At 73.1% G+C, this 15,640-nt stretch carries 11 protein-coding genes and 1 pseudogene; 7 read left to right on the top strand and 5 right to left on the bottom strand.

All coding sequences use genetic code 11. From position 1 onward, the window contains the following. Positions 1-340 precede the first annotated feature (340 nt). From ACOBQU_RS02075 to ACOBQU_RS02065, 3 genes are all read left to right on the top strand, one after another. Positions 341-1,477 (top strand): PQQ-dependent sugar dehydrogenase, encoded by a 1,137-nt coding sequence (locus ACOBQU_RS02075; RefSeq protein ID WP_423624048.1) that lies wholly within the window; start codon positions 341-343, stop codon positions 1,475-1,477. A 216-nt stretch (positions 1,478-1,693) separates the two neighbouring features. Continuing rightward, positions 1,694-3,106, top strand: coding sequence for a helix-turn-helix domain-containing protein (locus ACOBQU_RS02070; protein WP_423624046.1), 1,413 nt, complete (start codon positions 1,694-1,696; stop codon positions 3,104-3,106). A 221-nt stretch (positions 3,107-3,327) separates the two neighbouring features. Continuing rightward, positions 3,328-6,513 (top strand): M20/M25/M40 family metallo-hydrolase, encoded by a 3,186-nt coding sequence (locus ACOBQU_RS02065; RefSeq protein ID WP_423624044.1) that lies wholly within the window; start codon positions 3,328-3,330, stop codon positions 6,511-6,513. Positions 6,514-6,611: 98 nt separating this feature from the next. Here the strand turns inward: ACOBQU_RS02065 and ACOBQU_RS02060 are convergent, their stop codons facing one another. Further along, positions 6,612-7,526, bottom strand: coding sequence for a dihydrodipicolinate synthase family protein (locus ACOBQU_RS02060; protein WP_423624042.1), 915 nt, complete (start codon positions 7,524-7,526; stop codon positions 6,612-6,614). 71 nt (positions 7,527-7,597) lie between these two features. On the opposite strand from ACOBQU_RS02060, the gene ACOBQU_RS02055 reads away from it, so the two are divergent. Next, entirely contained in the window at positions 7,598-8,506 is a 909-nt protein-coding gene (locus ACOBQU_RS02055; protein ID WP_423624040.1) for a LysR substrate-binding domain-containing protein, read from the top strand. 67 nt (positions 8,507-8,573) lie between these two features. Here ACOBQU_RS02055 and ACOBQU_RS02050 read toward each other — a convergent pair whose 3' ends face one another. After that, positions 8,574-9,257, bottom strand: a complete 684-nt coding sequence (locus ACOBQU_RS02050; protein WP_423624038.1) for a TetR/AcrR family transcriptional regulator — start codon at positions 9,255-9,257, stop codon at positions 8,574-8,576. A 264-nt stretch (positions 9,258-9,521) separates the two neighbouring features. Here ACOBQU_RS02050 and ACOBQU_RS02045 point away from each other — a divergent pair, with 264 nt between their 5' ends. After that, a complete protein-coding gene (locus ACOBQU_RS02045) occupies positions 9,522-10,655 on the top strand; it encodes an FAD-dependent oxidoreductase (RefSeq protein WP_423624037.1) in 1,134 nt (377 codons plus the stop codon). A 12-nt stretch (positions 10,656-10,667) separates the two neighbouring features. On the opposite strand, the gene ACOBQU_RS02040 is transcribed toward ACOBQU_RS02045, so the two are convergent. Both ACOBQU_RS02040 and ACOBQU_RS02035 read right to left on the bottom strand, forming a co-directional pair. Continuing rightward, positions 10,668-11,321: a DJ-1/PfpI family protein gene (locus ACOBQU_RS02040; RefSeq protein ID WP_423624035.1), complete on the bottom strand. Its 654-nt coding sequence runs from the start codon at positions 11,319-11,321 to the stop codon at positions 10,668-10,670. 133 nt (positions 11,322-11,454) lie between these two features. Beyond that, complete coding sequence (locus ACOBQU_RS02035; protein WP_423624033.1) at positions 11,455-11,832, bottom strand: nuclear transport factor 2 family protein; 378 nt, start codon at positions 11,830-11,832, stop codon at positions 11,455-11,457. Here ACOBQU_RS02035 and ACOBQU_RS02030 point away from each other — a divergent pair. Both ACOBQU_RS02030 and ACOBQU_RS02025 read left to right on the top strand, forming a co-directional pair. Next, positions 11,740-12,003 (top strand): annotated as a pseudogene (locus ACOBQU_RS02030) (hypothetical protein); the annotation flags it as partial. The gene ACOBQU_RS02035 and the pseudogene ACOBQU_RS02030 overlap by 93 nt on opposite strands. A gap of 3 nt (positions 12,004-12,006) precedes the next feature. After that, on the top strand, positions 12,007-12,171 hold the full coding sequence (locus ACOBQU_RS02025) for a hypothetical protein (RefSeq protein WP_423635012.1): 165 nt from the start codon (positions 12,007-12,009) through the stop codon (positions 12,169-12,171). 64 nt (positions 12,172-12,235) lie between these two features. Here ACOBQU_RS02025 and ACOBQU_RS02020 read toward each other — a convergent pair whose 3' ends face one another. Next, on the bottom strand, positions 12,236-15,553 hold the full coding sequence (locus ACOBQU_RS02020; protein WP_423634201.1) for a S8 family peptidase: 3,318 nt from the start codon (positions 15,551-15,553) through the stop codon (positions 12,236-12,238). Positions 15,554-15,640 lie beyond the last annotated feature (87 nt).

The following is a 15,640-nucleotide window of genomic DNA, read 5'->3' as shown; positions in this document are numbered from 1 at the left end:
CCGTCAGGCGCCTTCCGCGTACTCTGCGTACTCTGCGTACGACTCCCGCGGTCGCCCGTGCCGGGAGGCACGGGGAGGGGACGTCCCAGGGAGACGCGGGCGCGGCGAGAGGGGCGCCGGTGCCTGAGGGGCGGGACGGGAAGCGCGGGAAGCACGAGGGGTGAGGGAGCCGATGGAGCCGTTGGCCTATACCAGCGTCCCGTGTCCCGGTACGCTCACCCGTGGCCAGTAGCGCACCATCCCCCCACCCAGGTTGCGTGCAGGCGCGGACGACACCCCCTCAACGCTGCCGTGAGCAGCCGGGTGACTTCCCCCACTCGCCGCCTCTAGGAGGATCACGGTGAAAGTTCGCACCAGAAGCTCGGCGATCGTCGGCACCCTCTGCCTCGTCGCCTCCCTCGCCCTCACCACGGCGTCCGCCGACGAGCCCGCCGCCCCGCACAAGGCGGCGAAGGTCGCCCTCACGAAGGTCGCCACGGCCCAGAACCCCACCGCCGGTGCCGCCGGTCCCGGGGGTACGGTCTGGGTCGCCGAACGCGCGGGAACGGTAAGGGTGTTGAGCCCGCGCGGGCTGAGCGAGCCCGTCCTCGACATCACCAAGGAGACCACCACCGACGGCGAGCGCGGCCTGCTGGGCATCGCGTTCGACAAGCGGTTCGCGCACTTCTACATCTCGTACACGAACCTCGAAGGCACCAGCACCATCGACGAGTTCGCCGTGCGGCACGGCAGGATCCTCAAGGACACCCGGCGCACCGTCCTCACCCAGACGCAGCCGTACTCCAACCACAACGGCGGCGACATCAAGTTCGGCCCCGACGGCTACCTCTACATCGCGTTCGGCGACGGCGGCGCGGGCGGCGACCCGCACGGCAACGGGCAGAACCTCGACACGCTGCTCGGCAAGCTCCTGCGCATCGACCCGCGCGGCGGCAAGCCGTATGCGGTCCCGAAGGACAACCCGTTCGTGAAGGACCCGAAGGCGAAGGACGAGATCTGGGCGTACGGGCTGCGCAACCCCTGGCGCTTCTCCTTCGACGCGGGCACCGGCGACCTGCTGATCGGCGACGTCGGCCAGAGCGACTGGGAGGAGATCGACTGGGCCCCCGCCAAGAGCAAGGGCGGCGAGAACTACGGCTGGAACCAGATGGAGGGCAGGCACCCCTTCCGTGGCGGCACGGAGCCCGCGAACCACGTGCCGCCGGTGCACGAGTACGACCGCACCGGCCTCGGCTGCTCGGTGACCGGCGGATACGTCTACCGGGGCCGTGCCATCCCCGCCCTGAGGGGCCAGTACGTCTTCAGCGACTACTGCGACGGCACCATCCGCGCCCTGGAGATGAAGAACGGCCAGGTGACCGGCGCGCACGACCTCGGCGTCAACGGCGGCGAGGTCATCTCGTTCGCCCAGGGCGCCCGGGGCGAGCTGTACGTCTTCGACCTGGGCGGCACCATCTCCCGCATCGACCCGGCGTGACGGCCCCGCGCACGGACCGCGTGCGCGGGTGACGCGGCGGCGCCCGGCGCGTGCGCCTCGTGGGTCCACGGCCTTCCCGGGCCGTGGACCCATCGAGTGCGGCGGCGGGCGGGGCCTGGTGTGTAAAGCGACGGCCATGGTTCTGTATGAACGTTGAAAGGTCTGGACCAAAGCTGCGAGACTGCCCCGGGGCGAGAGCCCGATCGGGGAGGGGCCATGTCCGTCAGTACGTCAGAGGCGGTTGAGCCGAAGTGGGCGGAGTTCGGACGGCAGTTGCGCCAGCACCGCCGACGGGCCGGACTCACCCAGCTCCAGCTCGGCAGGAGAGTGGGGTACCACCACAGCTTCATCAGCAGGCTCGAAAGCGGCCTGCGGGAGCCGCCCTTCGACCTGGTGTGCCGCCTCGACGCCGTCCTGGAGACCGGCGGCCACCTCGCGACCATCGCCGCCACGCCGCGCCAGACGCCGCGCGGCCCGGACCGCTTCCTGGCGGCCCCGACGCTGTTCTCCCCGATCCCCGGCGTGGACGCCCCCGGCGACGACACCCCGCTCGACCCCCGGCTCTGGCCCGCCCGGCTGCCCGCCGCGGGCCTCGCCTGCCCGCTGCACGGCACCGCGGGCTGCGCGGTGCCCGACCAGAGCTCGGTGGCGGACCTGCTGAACGGGCTGAGCAGGCCCTACGCCCCCGCCACCGAAAGGGTCGGCGCCGAGGCGGAGTTGCTGCACGGGCTCACCGCCGTCCTCGCCTGCCTGATCCGCGACGGGCTGCTGCACACCACCGACGCGTGCGCGGCGACCGTGGAGCGGCTGCTGCGGGGCGTGGTGCGCTGGGCCGAGGCGGTCAACTCCACCGGGCGGCTGCCCTATGGGCAGCTGCGGCTCGCCGCCGAGTACGCGCAGGTTGCCGGGCGGCTGCGGATGGACCGAGGGCAGAGCGGCGTCGCCATGGCCTGGTTCGGACACGGACTGCGCTGGGCGGACGCCGCCCAGGACGCCGAGGCCCGGGCCACCCTCCTCAGCGACATGTGCACGCTGGTCCGGCTCGACGGGGACGCCGCGTCGATGCTCGTGTACGCGGAGGCCATCGGCGCGGTGGACCCCAAACGGCGCTGGATGACGGCCCTGTCCGACCTGTACCAGGCGCGCGCCTACGCCCTCGGCCACGACCCCGACGCGTGTCGGCGGCACATCTCCATGGCCCGGCGCCGGTTCGCCCGCCTGGACGACCGGGACCTGCTGGAAGCGCCCTGGCTGTCCGGCGACGAAGGCGTGGTGCGCCTGGAGTCGGCGATCGGCGGGGCGCTGCGCGACCTCGCGGCGCTGACCGAGGACCGCGCGCTGGCCCGCCGCGCCGTGGAGGCCACCGCGCGGTCGTACGCGCTGCTGCCGCCCTCGATGCACACCACGCGGCTGCTGCTCACCCTGCGCCTCGCGGACAGCTGGGCGTGCGCGGGTGACCCCGCGGCGGCGGTCGCCCTGGCGGAGCCGGTCGCGGAAGAGGCCCTGGGCTCGCGGGAGTTGATGATCGCCGCCGAGCTGCGCGGGCTGCACCGCCGTCTCGCCGGGCGCTGGGGTGACCTGCCGGACGTCCGCGCGTACCGGGAGCGGCTGCGGGCCGCGGAGGAGTGAGCGGGCGGTCGCCGCGGCCGGGCTTGCCAGTTCTTGACAGCGTGTGCCGCGCGCCCGAAAGGCATTGACCGGGGCCCGGGCCGGTGTGAGGGTTCCGCCAGCCACGAATGTGTCATGTCACCGTCAGTGTGTGAAGCGAAGCGATATGTGCGGCTCAAGGCCTGACGTGCTCATGACATCTACGGCTGGCGGAGCTTCAACACCTCTCACAAGGAGCCGTGATGCTCAGACAGACAACAGCGGTCGGGATAACCCTGGCCATGGCACTCGGGGGAGTGGTGGTGCCCGCGGCCTTCGCCTCGGCACAGGCCGCGCCCGCGCCGGACAGACCGAACCCCGTGGCGAAGGCCGTCGCCGCCGCCGACCGGGCGGCGCGCAGCGGCCTCGACGCGCTGGCCAAGGGCCCCGAGGAGCAGTACGACCGGCACCAGGTCATCCCCTGGGGCAAGGGCCTGTACTCCGTCGCGTACGAACGCACCTACCGCGGGCTGCCGGTGGTGGGCGGCGACGCCGTGGTCCTCGCCGACGGGAAGGGCAAGGTGCGCTCCGTCCAGTCCGCCACCGACGCGCGGATCTCGGTCGCCACCAAGGCCAAGGTGAAGGCCGCCCAGGCGGTCAGGACCAGCCGCGCCAAGCTGGCGGAGGTCAAGAAGGTCACCACCAAGCGCCTGGTGGTCCGGGTCAAGAACGACGTGCCCACCCTCGCCTGGGAGACCGTGCTGACCGGCCGGACCAAGGCGGGCACCCCCAGCAAGCTGCACGTGTTCGTGAACGCCCGCACCGGCAAGGTCGTCGACACCTACGACGACGTGCGCGCGGGCACCGGACGCAGCAAGTGGAACGGCCCCAACCCGCTGACCATCGACACCTCCCGCTCGGGCAGCAACTACGTGCTGCGCGACACCACCCGCCCGGGCCTGCAGTGCTCGGACTACAACGGCGGCCTGTTCACCAAGGCCACCGACGACTGGGGCACCGGCGACCCCAAGAGCCGCGAGACCGGCTGCGTGGACGTGATGTTCGCCGCGCAGAAGCAGTGGGACATGTTCAAGGAGTGGTTCGGCCGCAACGGCCACGACGGCAACGGCCGCAGCTGGCCGGTGCGCGTGGGCCTGAACCAGCTGAACGCCTACTGGGACGGCTCCTCGGTCACCATCGGCCACAACTCCGCGAACGAGTGGATCGCCGGAATGGACGTGGTCGCCCACGAGTTCGGCCACGGCCTGGACTCCAACACCCCCGGCGGCGCGAACCACGAGAGCGGCCTGGGCGAGGGCACCGGCGACATCATGGGCGCCCTGACCGAGGCCTATGTCAACGAGCCCGCCCCCTATGACACGCCCGACTACACCGTCGGCGAGATGATCAACCTCCAGGGCCGCGGGCCGATCCGCAACATGTACGACCCGCAGCGGGTCAACAACGACCCCAACTGTTACTCCGCGTCGATCCCCAACACCGAGGAGCACAAGGCGGCCGGGCCGCTGAACCACTGGTTCTACCTGCTTGCCGAGGGCTCCAACCCCGGCGGCGGCAAGCCCACCAGCCCCACCTGCAACGGCAAGCAGGTGACCGGTGTCGGCATCAAGAACGCGGGCAAGATCTTCTACGGCGCGATGCTGCTCAAGACCAGCGGCATGACGTACAAGCGCTACCGCAGCGCCACGCTGACCTCGGCGAAGAGCCTGGACGCGAGCTGTGACCTGTTCAACGCCACCAAGGCGGCCTGGGACGCCATCGACATCCCGACCCAGCCCGGCGACCCGACGTGCACCGGGCAGCAGAACGACTTCTCCCTCGCCCTCGACCCGGCGACGGGGAAGGTCGACGCGGGCTCCTCGGTCTCGGCCGCGGTCAACACCACGACCGTCACCGGCAGCGCCCAGCAGGTCAAGCTGACCTCCTCCGGCGAGCCGACCGGCGTCAGCGTCACGTTCAGCCCGGAGACCGTCACCTCCGGCTCCAACGCCACCATGAAGATCACCGCCGCGCAGTCCGCGAAGGCCGGGACCTACCCGATCACCGTCACCGGCACCGCGGGCACCAAGACGCACACCGCCCAGTACACGCTGACGGTCGGGGACGGCGGCAACCCGACGCTGCCGCCGGACATCGACGTCGCCAAGGTGCGGGCCCACCTGACCGAGCTGAACACCATCGCCTCGCAGAACGGCGGCAACCGCCGCGCGACCGGACCCGGCTACCGCGCCTCGCTCGCGTACATCAAGGGCAAGCTGGAGGCCGCCGGTTACACGGTCACCGAGCAGCAGTGCTCCTCGGGCTGCTCCGCCGGAGCGGGCAACAACCTGATCGCCGAGTGGCCGGGCGGCGACGCGAACAGCGTCTACATGTTCGGCGCCCACCTCGACAGCGTGTCCGCCGGGCCGGGCATCAACGACAACGGCTCCGGCTCCGCCGCCATCCTGGAGGCGGCCCTCGCCCTGGCGCAGAACAACCCCACCATGAAGAACCGCGTCCGCTTCGCCTGGTGGACCGACGAGGAGCAGGGCCTCAACGGCTCGGACTTCTACACCAGGTCGCTCTCCGCCACCGAGCGCGGCAAGATCAAGGCCTACTACAACTTCGACATGATCGGCTCGACCAACGCCGGTTACTTCATCAACAACCTGAACTCGACCGCGGCGGCCCCGATGAAGGAGTACTGGAACTCCCTCAAGCTCGAACCGCAGGAGAACGTCGAGGGCCAGGGCCGCTCGGACGACTACCCGTTCCAGCAGATCGGCATCCCCACCTCCGGCTACGCCACCGGAGCGTCGGACACCAAGTCCGCCGCCGAGGCGGCCAAGTGGGGCGGCACCGCGGGCCGTCCGTACGACCCCTGCTACCACTCCGGCTGCGACACGACCGACAACATCAGCGCCACCGCGCTCGACCGCAGCACGGACGGGATCGCGTACACCATCTGGAAGACGGCGGTGAACGACAAGCCCGCCCCGGCGGACGACTTCTCCATCTCCGCCGACCCGGCGTCCGGCACGGTCGAGCCCGGCTCGTCCGCCAAGGTCACCGTCTCCACCACCACGACCAGCGGGTCCCCGCAGAAGGTGAGCCTGTCGGCCTCCGGGACCCCGGAGGGGGTGCGCGTGACCTTCGCCCCGACCTCGGTGCAGTCGGGCGAGTCGTCGACCGCCACCGTCGAGGTCGCCGCGGGCACGCCGAGCGGCACGTACACGCTGTCCCTCACCGGCGCGGGCACGGTCAGCCACGCCACCACCTACACCCTCACCGTGTCCAGCACCGGCGAGACCACCTGGGAGCTGGGTGCCACCTACGCGGCCGGGGACGTGGTGACGTACAACGGCGTCCGCTACCGCTGCATCCAGGGACACACCGCCTACCCGGGCTGGGAGCCGCCGAACGTTCCCGCCCTGTGGGAGGAGATCTGAGCGACGCGTTTGAGCGGCGGCCCTGACGGGGCACGCCGGTGAGCCGGGGCGGTGGGGTGCGCGCACCCCACCGCCCTCGGCGCCTGCCAGGGCGCGGGTCAGGCCGCGCGGGCCGGGCCCGCGCCGCCGCTCGCCATGGGCGCCGCCCGGCGGACCGCGCCGGGCGACGCGGCCAGCAGCGGCAGCCGTACGGCCGGGCTGGGAATCCGGCCCTGGGCGTGCAGCACCCCCTTGACGACGGTCGGGTTGGGCTCGGCGAACAGGGCGGCGGACAGCCGGGCGAGTTCGGCGCCGAGCGCCCGTGCGGGCGCGGCGGAGCCCCGCCGCCACAGGGAGACCAGCTCGGCGAAGTCGGCGGTGCGGACGTTGGCGGAGGCGACGATGCCGCCGTGGGCGCCCGACGCGAGCAGCGGGGACAGGACGGCATCGTCGCCGCCGAGCACGGCGAAGCCGGGCGGGGGAGAGTCGAGCAGCGCCATCGTGGTCGCGTCGATCGCGCCGGTCGCGTGCTTGATCCCCACGACCCTCGGCAGGCGGCCGAGTTCGGCGACGGCCGCCGCGCTGAGGGGCTGGGCGGTGCGGTACGGGATGTCGTACACGAGGAGGGGCAGCTCGCCGTGCTCGGACAGCGCGGCGAAGTGCGCCAGCGTGCCCGCTTCGCCGGGCCGGACGTAGGGCGGGGCCGGGACCAGCGCCGCCGCCGCGTCACCGGCGGCCGCGAGTTCGCGCAGCGACGCGATGGCGGCGGCGGTGTCGCCGGTGCCGACGCCGACGACCAGCGGGGCGCCGTGGGCCCGGCAGGCGGCGGCGCAGACACGCACCACGGTCCGCTTCTCCTCGGCGGTCAGCGTGGCGGCCTCCGCGGTGGTGCCGAGGGCGACGAGCCCGGCGGCACCGGCCTCCAGCGCCTCGTCGGCGAGGCGGGCCAGCGCGTCGGGGGCCAGCAGCAGGTCGTCGGTGAACGGGGTCACGAGGGGAACGTAGAGGCCGTGGAAGGCCGGGTGGGAGGTCATGGCTCCACCCTGACCGACAGCGGTCCGGTAGATCTATTTCAGATTTCTCACCTGATGCCTAAGCTGAACTTATGCTCGATGTGCGTCGTCTGCATCTGCTCCGCGAACTGGACCGGCGGGGCACCATCGCCGCCGTGGCCGAGGCGCTGACCTTCACCGCGTCCGCGGTCTCCCAGCAGCTGGGCGTCCTCGAACGCGAGGCGGGCGTGGCCCTCCTCGAACGCAGCGGCAGGCGCGTGGTCCTCACGCCCGCGGGCCGGACCCTCGTCGCGCACGCCGACGCCGTGCTCGAACGCCTGGAGCAGGCGGTCGCCGAACTCGCCACCGCGCGGGAGGGCATCGGCGGACCGCTGCGCATCGGCACCTTCCCCTCCGCGGGCCACACCCTCGTGCCTGCCGCGCTCGCCGAACTCGCCAGGCACCATCCCGCGCTGGAGCCGATGGTGCGGGAGATCGACTCGGCGCGCGTCTCCGATGGCCTGCGCGCCGGTGAACTCGACGTGGCGCTGGTCCACGACTACGACTTCGTGCCCGCGTCCCCGGACGCCGCGGTGGACGTCGTGCCGCTCCTCGACGAGCCCATGTACCTGGTGACCGGCGCCGGGACCGCCAGCGGCGGTGACACCCTCGCCGAGCTGCTCGGGCCCTGCGCCGAGGTGCCGTGGATCACCGCGCGGGACGGCACCACGGGCCACGCGATGGCGGTGCGCGCCTGCCAGGCGGCCGGGTTCCAGCCGAGGATCCGCCACCAGGTCAACGACTTCCGCACGGTGCTCGCCCTGGCCGCCGCCGGTCAGGGGGCCGGACTCGTACCGGAGATGGCCCTCGCGCACCGGCCCGCGGGCGTGGTGCTGACCCGGCTGCCGCTGTTCCGCCGGTCGAAGGTCGCCTTCCGCGCGGGCGGGGGCACGCATCCGGCGATCGCCGCGTTCGTGGCGGCGGCGCGGGTGGCGGTGGCGGAGGAGGAGGGGCGGGGGTGAGGCGCGGGCCCGAAGCGCGGGGGAGCGGGGTCGCGGAGGGTGCGCGGCGCGGGTGCGAGGGGCCGGGTCAGCCGGTCGGCTTCTTGTAGGCCGTGACGCCGGTCAGGATGAGGTCGATCCCGGCGACGAACTCGGCGCGGTCGTCGTGCTCGCGCAGCTGCCCGGCGACGCTTCGGGTGAACGCGTACTCGTCGGGGTCCAGTGCGGCCCAGGCCGTGGCAGTGGCGTCGAGGAACTCCGCCCGGCTCGTGCCCGGCCTGCGCTTGCGGGCGTTGGCGGCGTTCTGGCCCGCCTCTCCCAGGACGTAGTGCAGCAGCGTGGTCGCCGCGGTGAACTGGGCGGCCGGGGGCATCCCGAGGGCCTGCACCTGGCGTCCGATGCGCTCGAAGATCCGCAGCTTCGACGGCTGCGAGGGCGTCCGGGCGAGCTGCGCGCCGACCCAGGGGTGGGCGTCGATCGCGTCGAACAGGCCGAGCGCGAGGGCCTTGACCGCCTGCTGCGGCGTCGCGTCGGCGTCGTCGTCCGCCAGGGCGGTGGCGACGACGGCGTCGGTGGCGGCGGCGAGGAGTTCCGCCTTGCCCGAGACGTGCCAGTAGATCGCCCCGGGCCCGGTCGCGAGGCGCTCGGCCAGCGCGCGGAACGTGAGGCCGCCCTCGCCCACGGCGTCGAGCAGTTCCACGGCGGCGGCCACGATGCGCTCCCGGGAGAGCGGTTCCTGCCGTCGATCCGGACGGCGCGTCCTGGGTGCCATGCGCCCATCCTAGCCGACTGGAACGACGTTCCAGCTTGACAAGCGGTGGAATGTCGTTCCAGTGTGAGGGTCTGGAACGGCGTTCCAGGAGGGGGCTGTCGGACGCCCGCACAGCGGACCGCCTCCGGTCGCCCGGTCCGCCGTCAGAGCTGCCCGGGGGCGCGCTCGGGTCCGCTGGCAGGACCGCTCTCAGGCCCGCTTTCAAGTCCGCGCTCAGGTCCGCTTTCAGGTCGGCTCTCAGGTTCGCTTTCAGGGAGGAAGCACATGGCCACTCCGGTCACGATCATCGGCGCGGGGCTCGGCGGGCTGACGCTCGCCCGCGTCCTGCACGTCCACGGCATCCCGGCGGCCGTCTACGAGGCGGAGCCGTCACCACTGGCCCGTACCCAGGGCGGCCTGCTCGACATCCACGAGCGCGACGGGCAGATGGCGCTGAAGGCGGCCGGGCTCTACGACGGGTTCCTCGGCATCGTCCAGCAAGGGGCCCAGGCGTCGCGGGTCGCCGACCGGCACGGAAAGATCCTGCTGGACGAGCCCGACGACGGGACCGGCGGGCGCCCGGAGGTACCGCGCGGCGCCCTGCGGCGGCTCCTGCTCGACGCGCTGCCCGCCGACACGGTCCGATGGGGGCACAAGGCCACCGCGGTGCGGCCCCTCGGCGGCGGGCGGCACGAGGTGGTGTTCGAGGACGGGACGACGGCGGTGACCGGCCTGCTGGTCGGCGCGGACGGGGCCTGGTCGCGGGTCCGCCCGCTGCTGTCCGGCGCCACACCCGCGTACGTCGGCACGTCCCTGGTCGAGACCCAGCTGTTCGACGCCGACACCCGCCACCCGGCCAGCGCCCGGATCGTCGGCGGCGGCTCGCTGTTCGCGCTCGCCCCCGGCCAGGGCATCGCCGCCCACCGCGAGGCGGGCGGCGTCCTGCGCACCTATGTGACGCTCACCCGGCCCCGCGAATGGCTGGAGGCCCTCGACTTCACCGACACCGCCGCGGCCCTGGCGCGGGTCGCCGCGGAGTTCCACGGCTGGGCCCCGGAACTGACCGCCCTCATCGCCGACGGCGAGACCGCCCCGGTCCCGCGCACCGTCCACGCCCTGCCCGTCGACCACCGCTGGGACCGCGTGCCCGGCGTGACCCTGCTGGGCGACGCCGCCCACCTGATGCCCCCGTCCGGCGAGGGCGCCAACCTCGCCCTGTACGACGCCGCCGAACTCGGCAGCGCCCTCGCCGCCCACCCCGACGACACCGAGGCCGCGCTCGCCGCCTACGAGCAGGCGCTGTTCCCGCGCAGCGCCGCCGCTGCCGCCCTGTCCCTGCGCGCCCACACGATGTGCCTCGACGACGACGCCCCGTACAGCCTCGTCGACTTCTTCACCCGCGGCCCGCAGGCCGGGTGAAGCACCGCCGCGCTACGCCAGCGGGGGCGCGAGCCGGGTGGCCTGGCGGGCCACGGCGTGAGCCCGGTCGACGACCTCGGCCGGGGCCTTCGCCAGCGAGCCGGTGTCGAAGGGCGGCTGCGGGTCGTACTCCGTGTACAGCTGGATCGCCTGCGCGGTCACGTCGTCGGTGAGCAGCGCGACGAGCCGTACGGCCATGTCGATGCCGGAGGAGACCCCGGCCGCCGTGATGATCCGGTCCTGCCGGACGACCCGCTCGGGGGTGTAGCGGGCGCCGTGGGCCTCCAGACCGGCGGCGGCGTCCCAGTGGGTGGTCGCCGTCAGCCCGTTCAGCAGCCCGGCGGCGGCGAGCACGAGGGTGCCGGTGCAGACCGCGGTGGTGAACCGGGTGGTGCCGTGCACGCGGCGCACCCAGTCCAGGAACTCGGGGTCGCCCATCATGGTCTTGAAGCTGCCCCCGCCCGGTATCAACAGGACGTCGCAGCGCTCCACTTCGGAGTACCGGGTCGGTACGTGCACGGGCAGGGAGCCCAACACGTCCCGCACCGGGCCCGGTTCGTCGGTGACGAACGTGACGCGGGCGTCGGGCACATACGCCAGGATCTCGTACGGCCCGATCGCGTCGAGCGGCTCGAAGTGGTCGAAGAGCGGGATCACGATGTCCATGCGCGGCAGCATAATCACCGCTTGGGCGGGCCGTGCCGCGGCGCCGGGAGCGGGGTGGGGGCGGTCAGCTCAGGGGTCGGGTCGCTCAGGGGCCGGGCCGCTCAGGGGGCGGGCCGCTCAGGGGGCGGGCCGCTCAGGGGGCGGACGGCTCGATCTCGCCCGCGAAGACGATGATCTGGTCGATGAGGCTGCGCCGCAGGTGGACGACGTCCGTGCCCGCGAGGCGGGGCCCGCCGTCCGGCGTGGTGAACACCCACTGGTAGCGGGCCCACTCGTCGGGCATGTCCACCGCCGAGCAGCGCACCATCGTGCCGGTCCCCGCCGGGTGGTTGCGGATGTCCAGCACGAACCGCTCGACCGCCTCGATGCCCTCGCTGCGGCCCAGCGGCCCCCAGAAGACCACGTCCGAGGTGACGGCCTGGGAGAGCAGCGAGGTCACATAGGCGTCACTGGAGGCGTTGAACGCGGAGATGAACGTGTCGATGGCCGACTGCGCGGTCTGTTCCTGCATGCACCAGTCATACCAGCCGCCGCACGGAACGCGCGTAAGGATTCCTTCCCGGATACGCCCTGGAGACCCAGACCAAGCCGTACTCCGACTCGGCACCCGAGGGGCACGCTGCTCGTCCGTGAACTCGCCCACCAGTGGTTCGGCGACTCCGTCACGCCCCGCGCGTGGAAGGACATGTGGCTGAGCGAGGGCTTCGCCATGCACAAGGTGCGCGAGGCCGTCGGCGACAAGGCGTTCTTCGCCCTCGTCAAGGAGTGGGTGAAGCGCCACAGGCGCACCGGCCGGTCCCCGCGCCCGGTGGGCGACCGCGCCAACGGCCGTGCTGGAAGGCGCCCTTGACCGCCTTCCAGCACGGCATCCCGCCGACGCGCGGCGCCTGCCGCCCCGCGTCAGCGTCCCCCGCTCACTTGCCGAGGTAGGCGTTGCGGATCGTCAGCGACGACTTGTTGCCCTGCTTGTCCGTGACATGGGCGCGGAACGCGATGCCCTTGTCCTTCGCCGGGTTCTTCACGGAGATCCGGCCGCGGTCGACGGGCACGGCCTTCCAGCTCGCCCCGCCGTCGTAACTCACGGACACCGTCAGCGACTTCAGGTTCTGCCCGGCCGCCGAGCCCTGCACGGTCACCGGGATCTGGACCGTCCTGCCCGCCGGGGCGCGCGAGGCGAGGTCGACGGGGGCCGCGAAGCGGACCGTGGACACCGGCAGCGCCGTGGTGGCCGCGACCTTGCCGGAGCGGAACGTGAAGCTGGCGTCGACGCGGGTGGAGGCCGCGGCGACCTTCGCCGGGCGCTCGACGGTGGTCGTCAGGCGGTACTCGGCGTCGGGGGAGCCGACCGTGAAGGGCTGCCCGCCGGTCAGCGGGTCGTCGTTCTCACCGACCTTGACGCCGTCGCGGTACAGCGTCGACGTGGCCGACGCGTACGCCGAGTGCCCCCTGTGGCCCCGGCCGTCGGCGAACAGCGGCACGGACCCGACGAGCTGCTGCTCGCCCGTGGCCGGGTCGGGCGCGGTGCGGAAGACGCCGAGACCGGTGCCGAGCAGCGGCCCGACGACGCCGGTGTTGAACGTCTCCCGGTACGTCCTGCCGGTCTCGTAGCGCTTCGGCTCCGCCCTCTCGTACGCGGAGTCCAGGGACGGATAGCCGCTCTCGTCGGGCGCGCTCCACTGCTCGTACGTGGTCCGCCATGTGACGCCGTCGCCGGTGGACACGTGGAAGGTGCGCGTGCCCGGCGCGGGCTGCGCCGCCGAGAACGCGTTGCCCTCCGGGGCGCCCGGCACCTTCGGGTAGGGGAAGACGAGGGCGGTCTTCCCCGGCGCGGAGGCCCCGGCGTCGACCTTCAGCGTCGCGAACTCGTCCGCCTTCACATGCCGGGTGTAGCCGGTCGCGACCCGCTGCACCTTGCCGCCGAAGGCCACCGAGTACTGGCTGGTGGCGTCCTTGGCGAAGTGCGCGTCCCAGGTCTGGAGCAGCGAGCCGTCGGTGACGGCCGGACCCATGTGGGCGGTGCGGAAGTTGGTGAGGCTCGGCAGGACCCAGCCGTTGCCGACGCGGCCGATGTCGGTGTCGCGCTCGTAGTACGTGCCCCCGTAGTCCGCCGTGTCGAGGCCCGGCACGGTGATGTCCACCGGCTTGGCGGAGCGCGCGTCGGCGGTGACGGTGGTGTCGCCGAAGACGTCCAGCTTCGGCTGGGCGATCCAGTCGGCGCCCTTGCTGAGGTCCGACGGGTGCTGGTAGACGGCCGTGTTGTACACGTACGAGCCCTTGGGCACGCGGACCGTGTGGGTGCCCGGCTCGTTGCGGATGTCGGCCTGGAAGCCCTTGCCGGGGCCCGAGACGGCGATCAGGGAGGTGGTGAAGTTCCGCGCGTCGGAGCCGTCGCGGTCGATGGCCCTGAGCGTCACGTCGTACGACTCCGCCTCGCGGACGGCCACCGCGGCCGTACGGACCGACTGGCCCGCGCCGGTGGCGGTGACGTGGGCGGAGAACGTGCCGTCGGTGTCGCCGACCTTGGTGTCGGCGGTCACGTCGACCGAGGCCCGGCCACCGGCGGGCACGGTCACCTTGCTCGCGCCGAGCGTGAAGAACCCGGCCGGTGCGGGCTTGCCCGCGGGGTCGAGGCCGGACACCGCGAGGTCCAGGGTGACGTCGCTGGACCCGAGGTTGCGGTAGGTGACCTTCTGGGTGCGGGGCTTGTCGTCGGTGTGCGGCCAGCGCGCGACACCGAAGTTCAGCGACACCGGGTCGGCGATCACGCTCTGCGTCAGCGCCTTGTCGACCTGGACGCGGCCCGAGCCCTGCTGGTGGGCGGAGTAGTCGCCGCCCACGGTGGACGCGGTCAGGGCGCCCTTGAGTTCGGTGGACACCCAGTTTGGGTGCCGCTGCTTCAGGATCGCCGCGGCGCCCGCCACGTGCGGGGTGGCCATGGAGGTGCCGTCGATCTGGAGGTAGCCGGGCGCCGGGTGCGGGGTGTCGGGGCGGGTGTCGAGTTCGCTGCCGGGGGCCGCCGCCGCGGTGATGGCGACGCCGGGCGCGGTCACGTCCGGCTTGACGGCGCCGTCGCCGACGCGCGGGCCGACGCTGGAGAACGGCGCGAGCTTGTCGTCCTTGTCGACGGCGCCGACGGTCAGCGCGGCGTCCGCGCTGCCCGGCGAGCCCACCGTCGACGCGCCGCCCTCGCCCTCGTTGCCCGCCGCGACGGCGAACAGGACGCCCTTCTGCGCGGTCAGCCGGTTGACCGCCTCCTCCAGCGGGTCCACGCCGGGGGAGTCCGTGCTGCCCAGGCTGAGGTTGACCACGTCCGCGCCCTCGGCGGCGGCCCACTCCATGCCCGCGATGATGCCGGAGTCGTCCCCCGACCCCTGGTCGTCCAGGACCTTGCCGTTGAGCACCTTGGCGCCGGGGGCGACGCCCTTGTACTTTCCGCCCGACGCGGCGCCGGTGCCCGCGGCGATGGAGGCGACGTGGGTGCCGTGGCCGACGCGGTCGGTGGCGTCGGCGGCGGAGGAGAAGTTCTTCTCGCCGACCACCTGGGTCTTCAGGTCGTCGTGCGTCTTGTCGACGCCGGTGTCGAGTACGGCGATCTTCACGCCCTTGCCGTCGTACCCGGACTCCCACGCCTTGTCGGCGCCGATCTGCCGGGTGCTGCGGTCCAGGCGCGCGCTGCGCACCCCGTCCAGCCACACCTTGGCGATGCCGGAGGCGGCGGAGCGCACACCGCTCCCGTGCCCGTCGGTCAGCGCCTCCCACACCTTGGCCACGTCGGCCCGCGAGGTGCGGACCGCGTCGGCGTTGAGGGTGGGCAGCGTGCGCCGCAGCCGGGTGTCACCGGCTGCCCGCACCTGGGCCCGCGCGACGCTGGCGCCCTTGGCGTACCGCACGATCAGCTTCAGCCCGTCGCCGTGGCTGCGGCGCAGCCGCGGGTCGCTGAGGGCCCGGACGTCGAACAGTCGCGGGTCCAGCGTGCCCGTGGCGAGCAGGCGCTGCGCGTCGGCGGGCACCACCATCGTGCGGTCCTTGGTGCGCTGGACCTGGACGGGTACGCGCTCACGGCCCTTGGCGGCCTCGAAGCGCACCACCTGGCCCTTGGCGCCGACCACGACGTGGTCGCCCGTGATGAGCTGGATCCGCTGGCCTGCCTTGAGCCGTGCGGCGTCGGGGGTGTTCGGGGTGGCCGGGGTGGTCGTCGTGTGCGTGGCCGCCGCTGTCGTGGGGCCGGTCATGCCTGCCGCGAGGGCCACCGATGTGGCCGCCGCGACGGTGAGGGCGCGTGCTCTCTTCGCTGTTACGCGCAAGTCTCCCCCAGGAGC

This window comes from Streptomyces sp. G45, assembly GCF_049542095.1.
In the GTDB taxonomy this organism is placed as follows: domain Bacteria; phylum Actinomycetota; class Actinomycetes; order Streptomycetales; family Streptomycetaceae; genus Streptomyces.
Note: the sequence above shows the minus strand (reverse complement) of the source record. Positions and strands in the feature narration are given on the sequence as shown.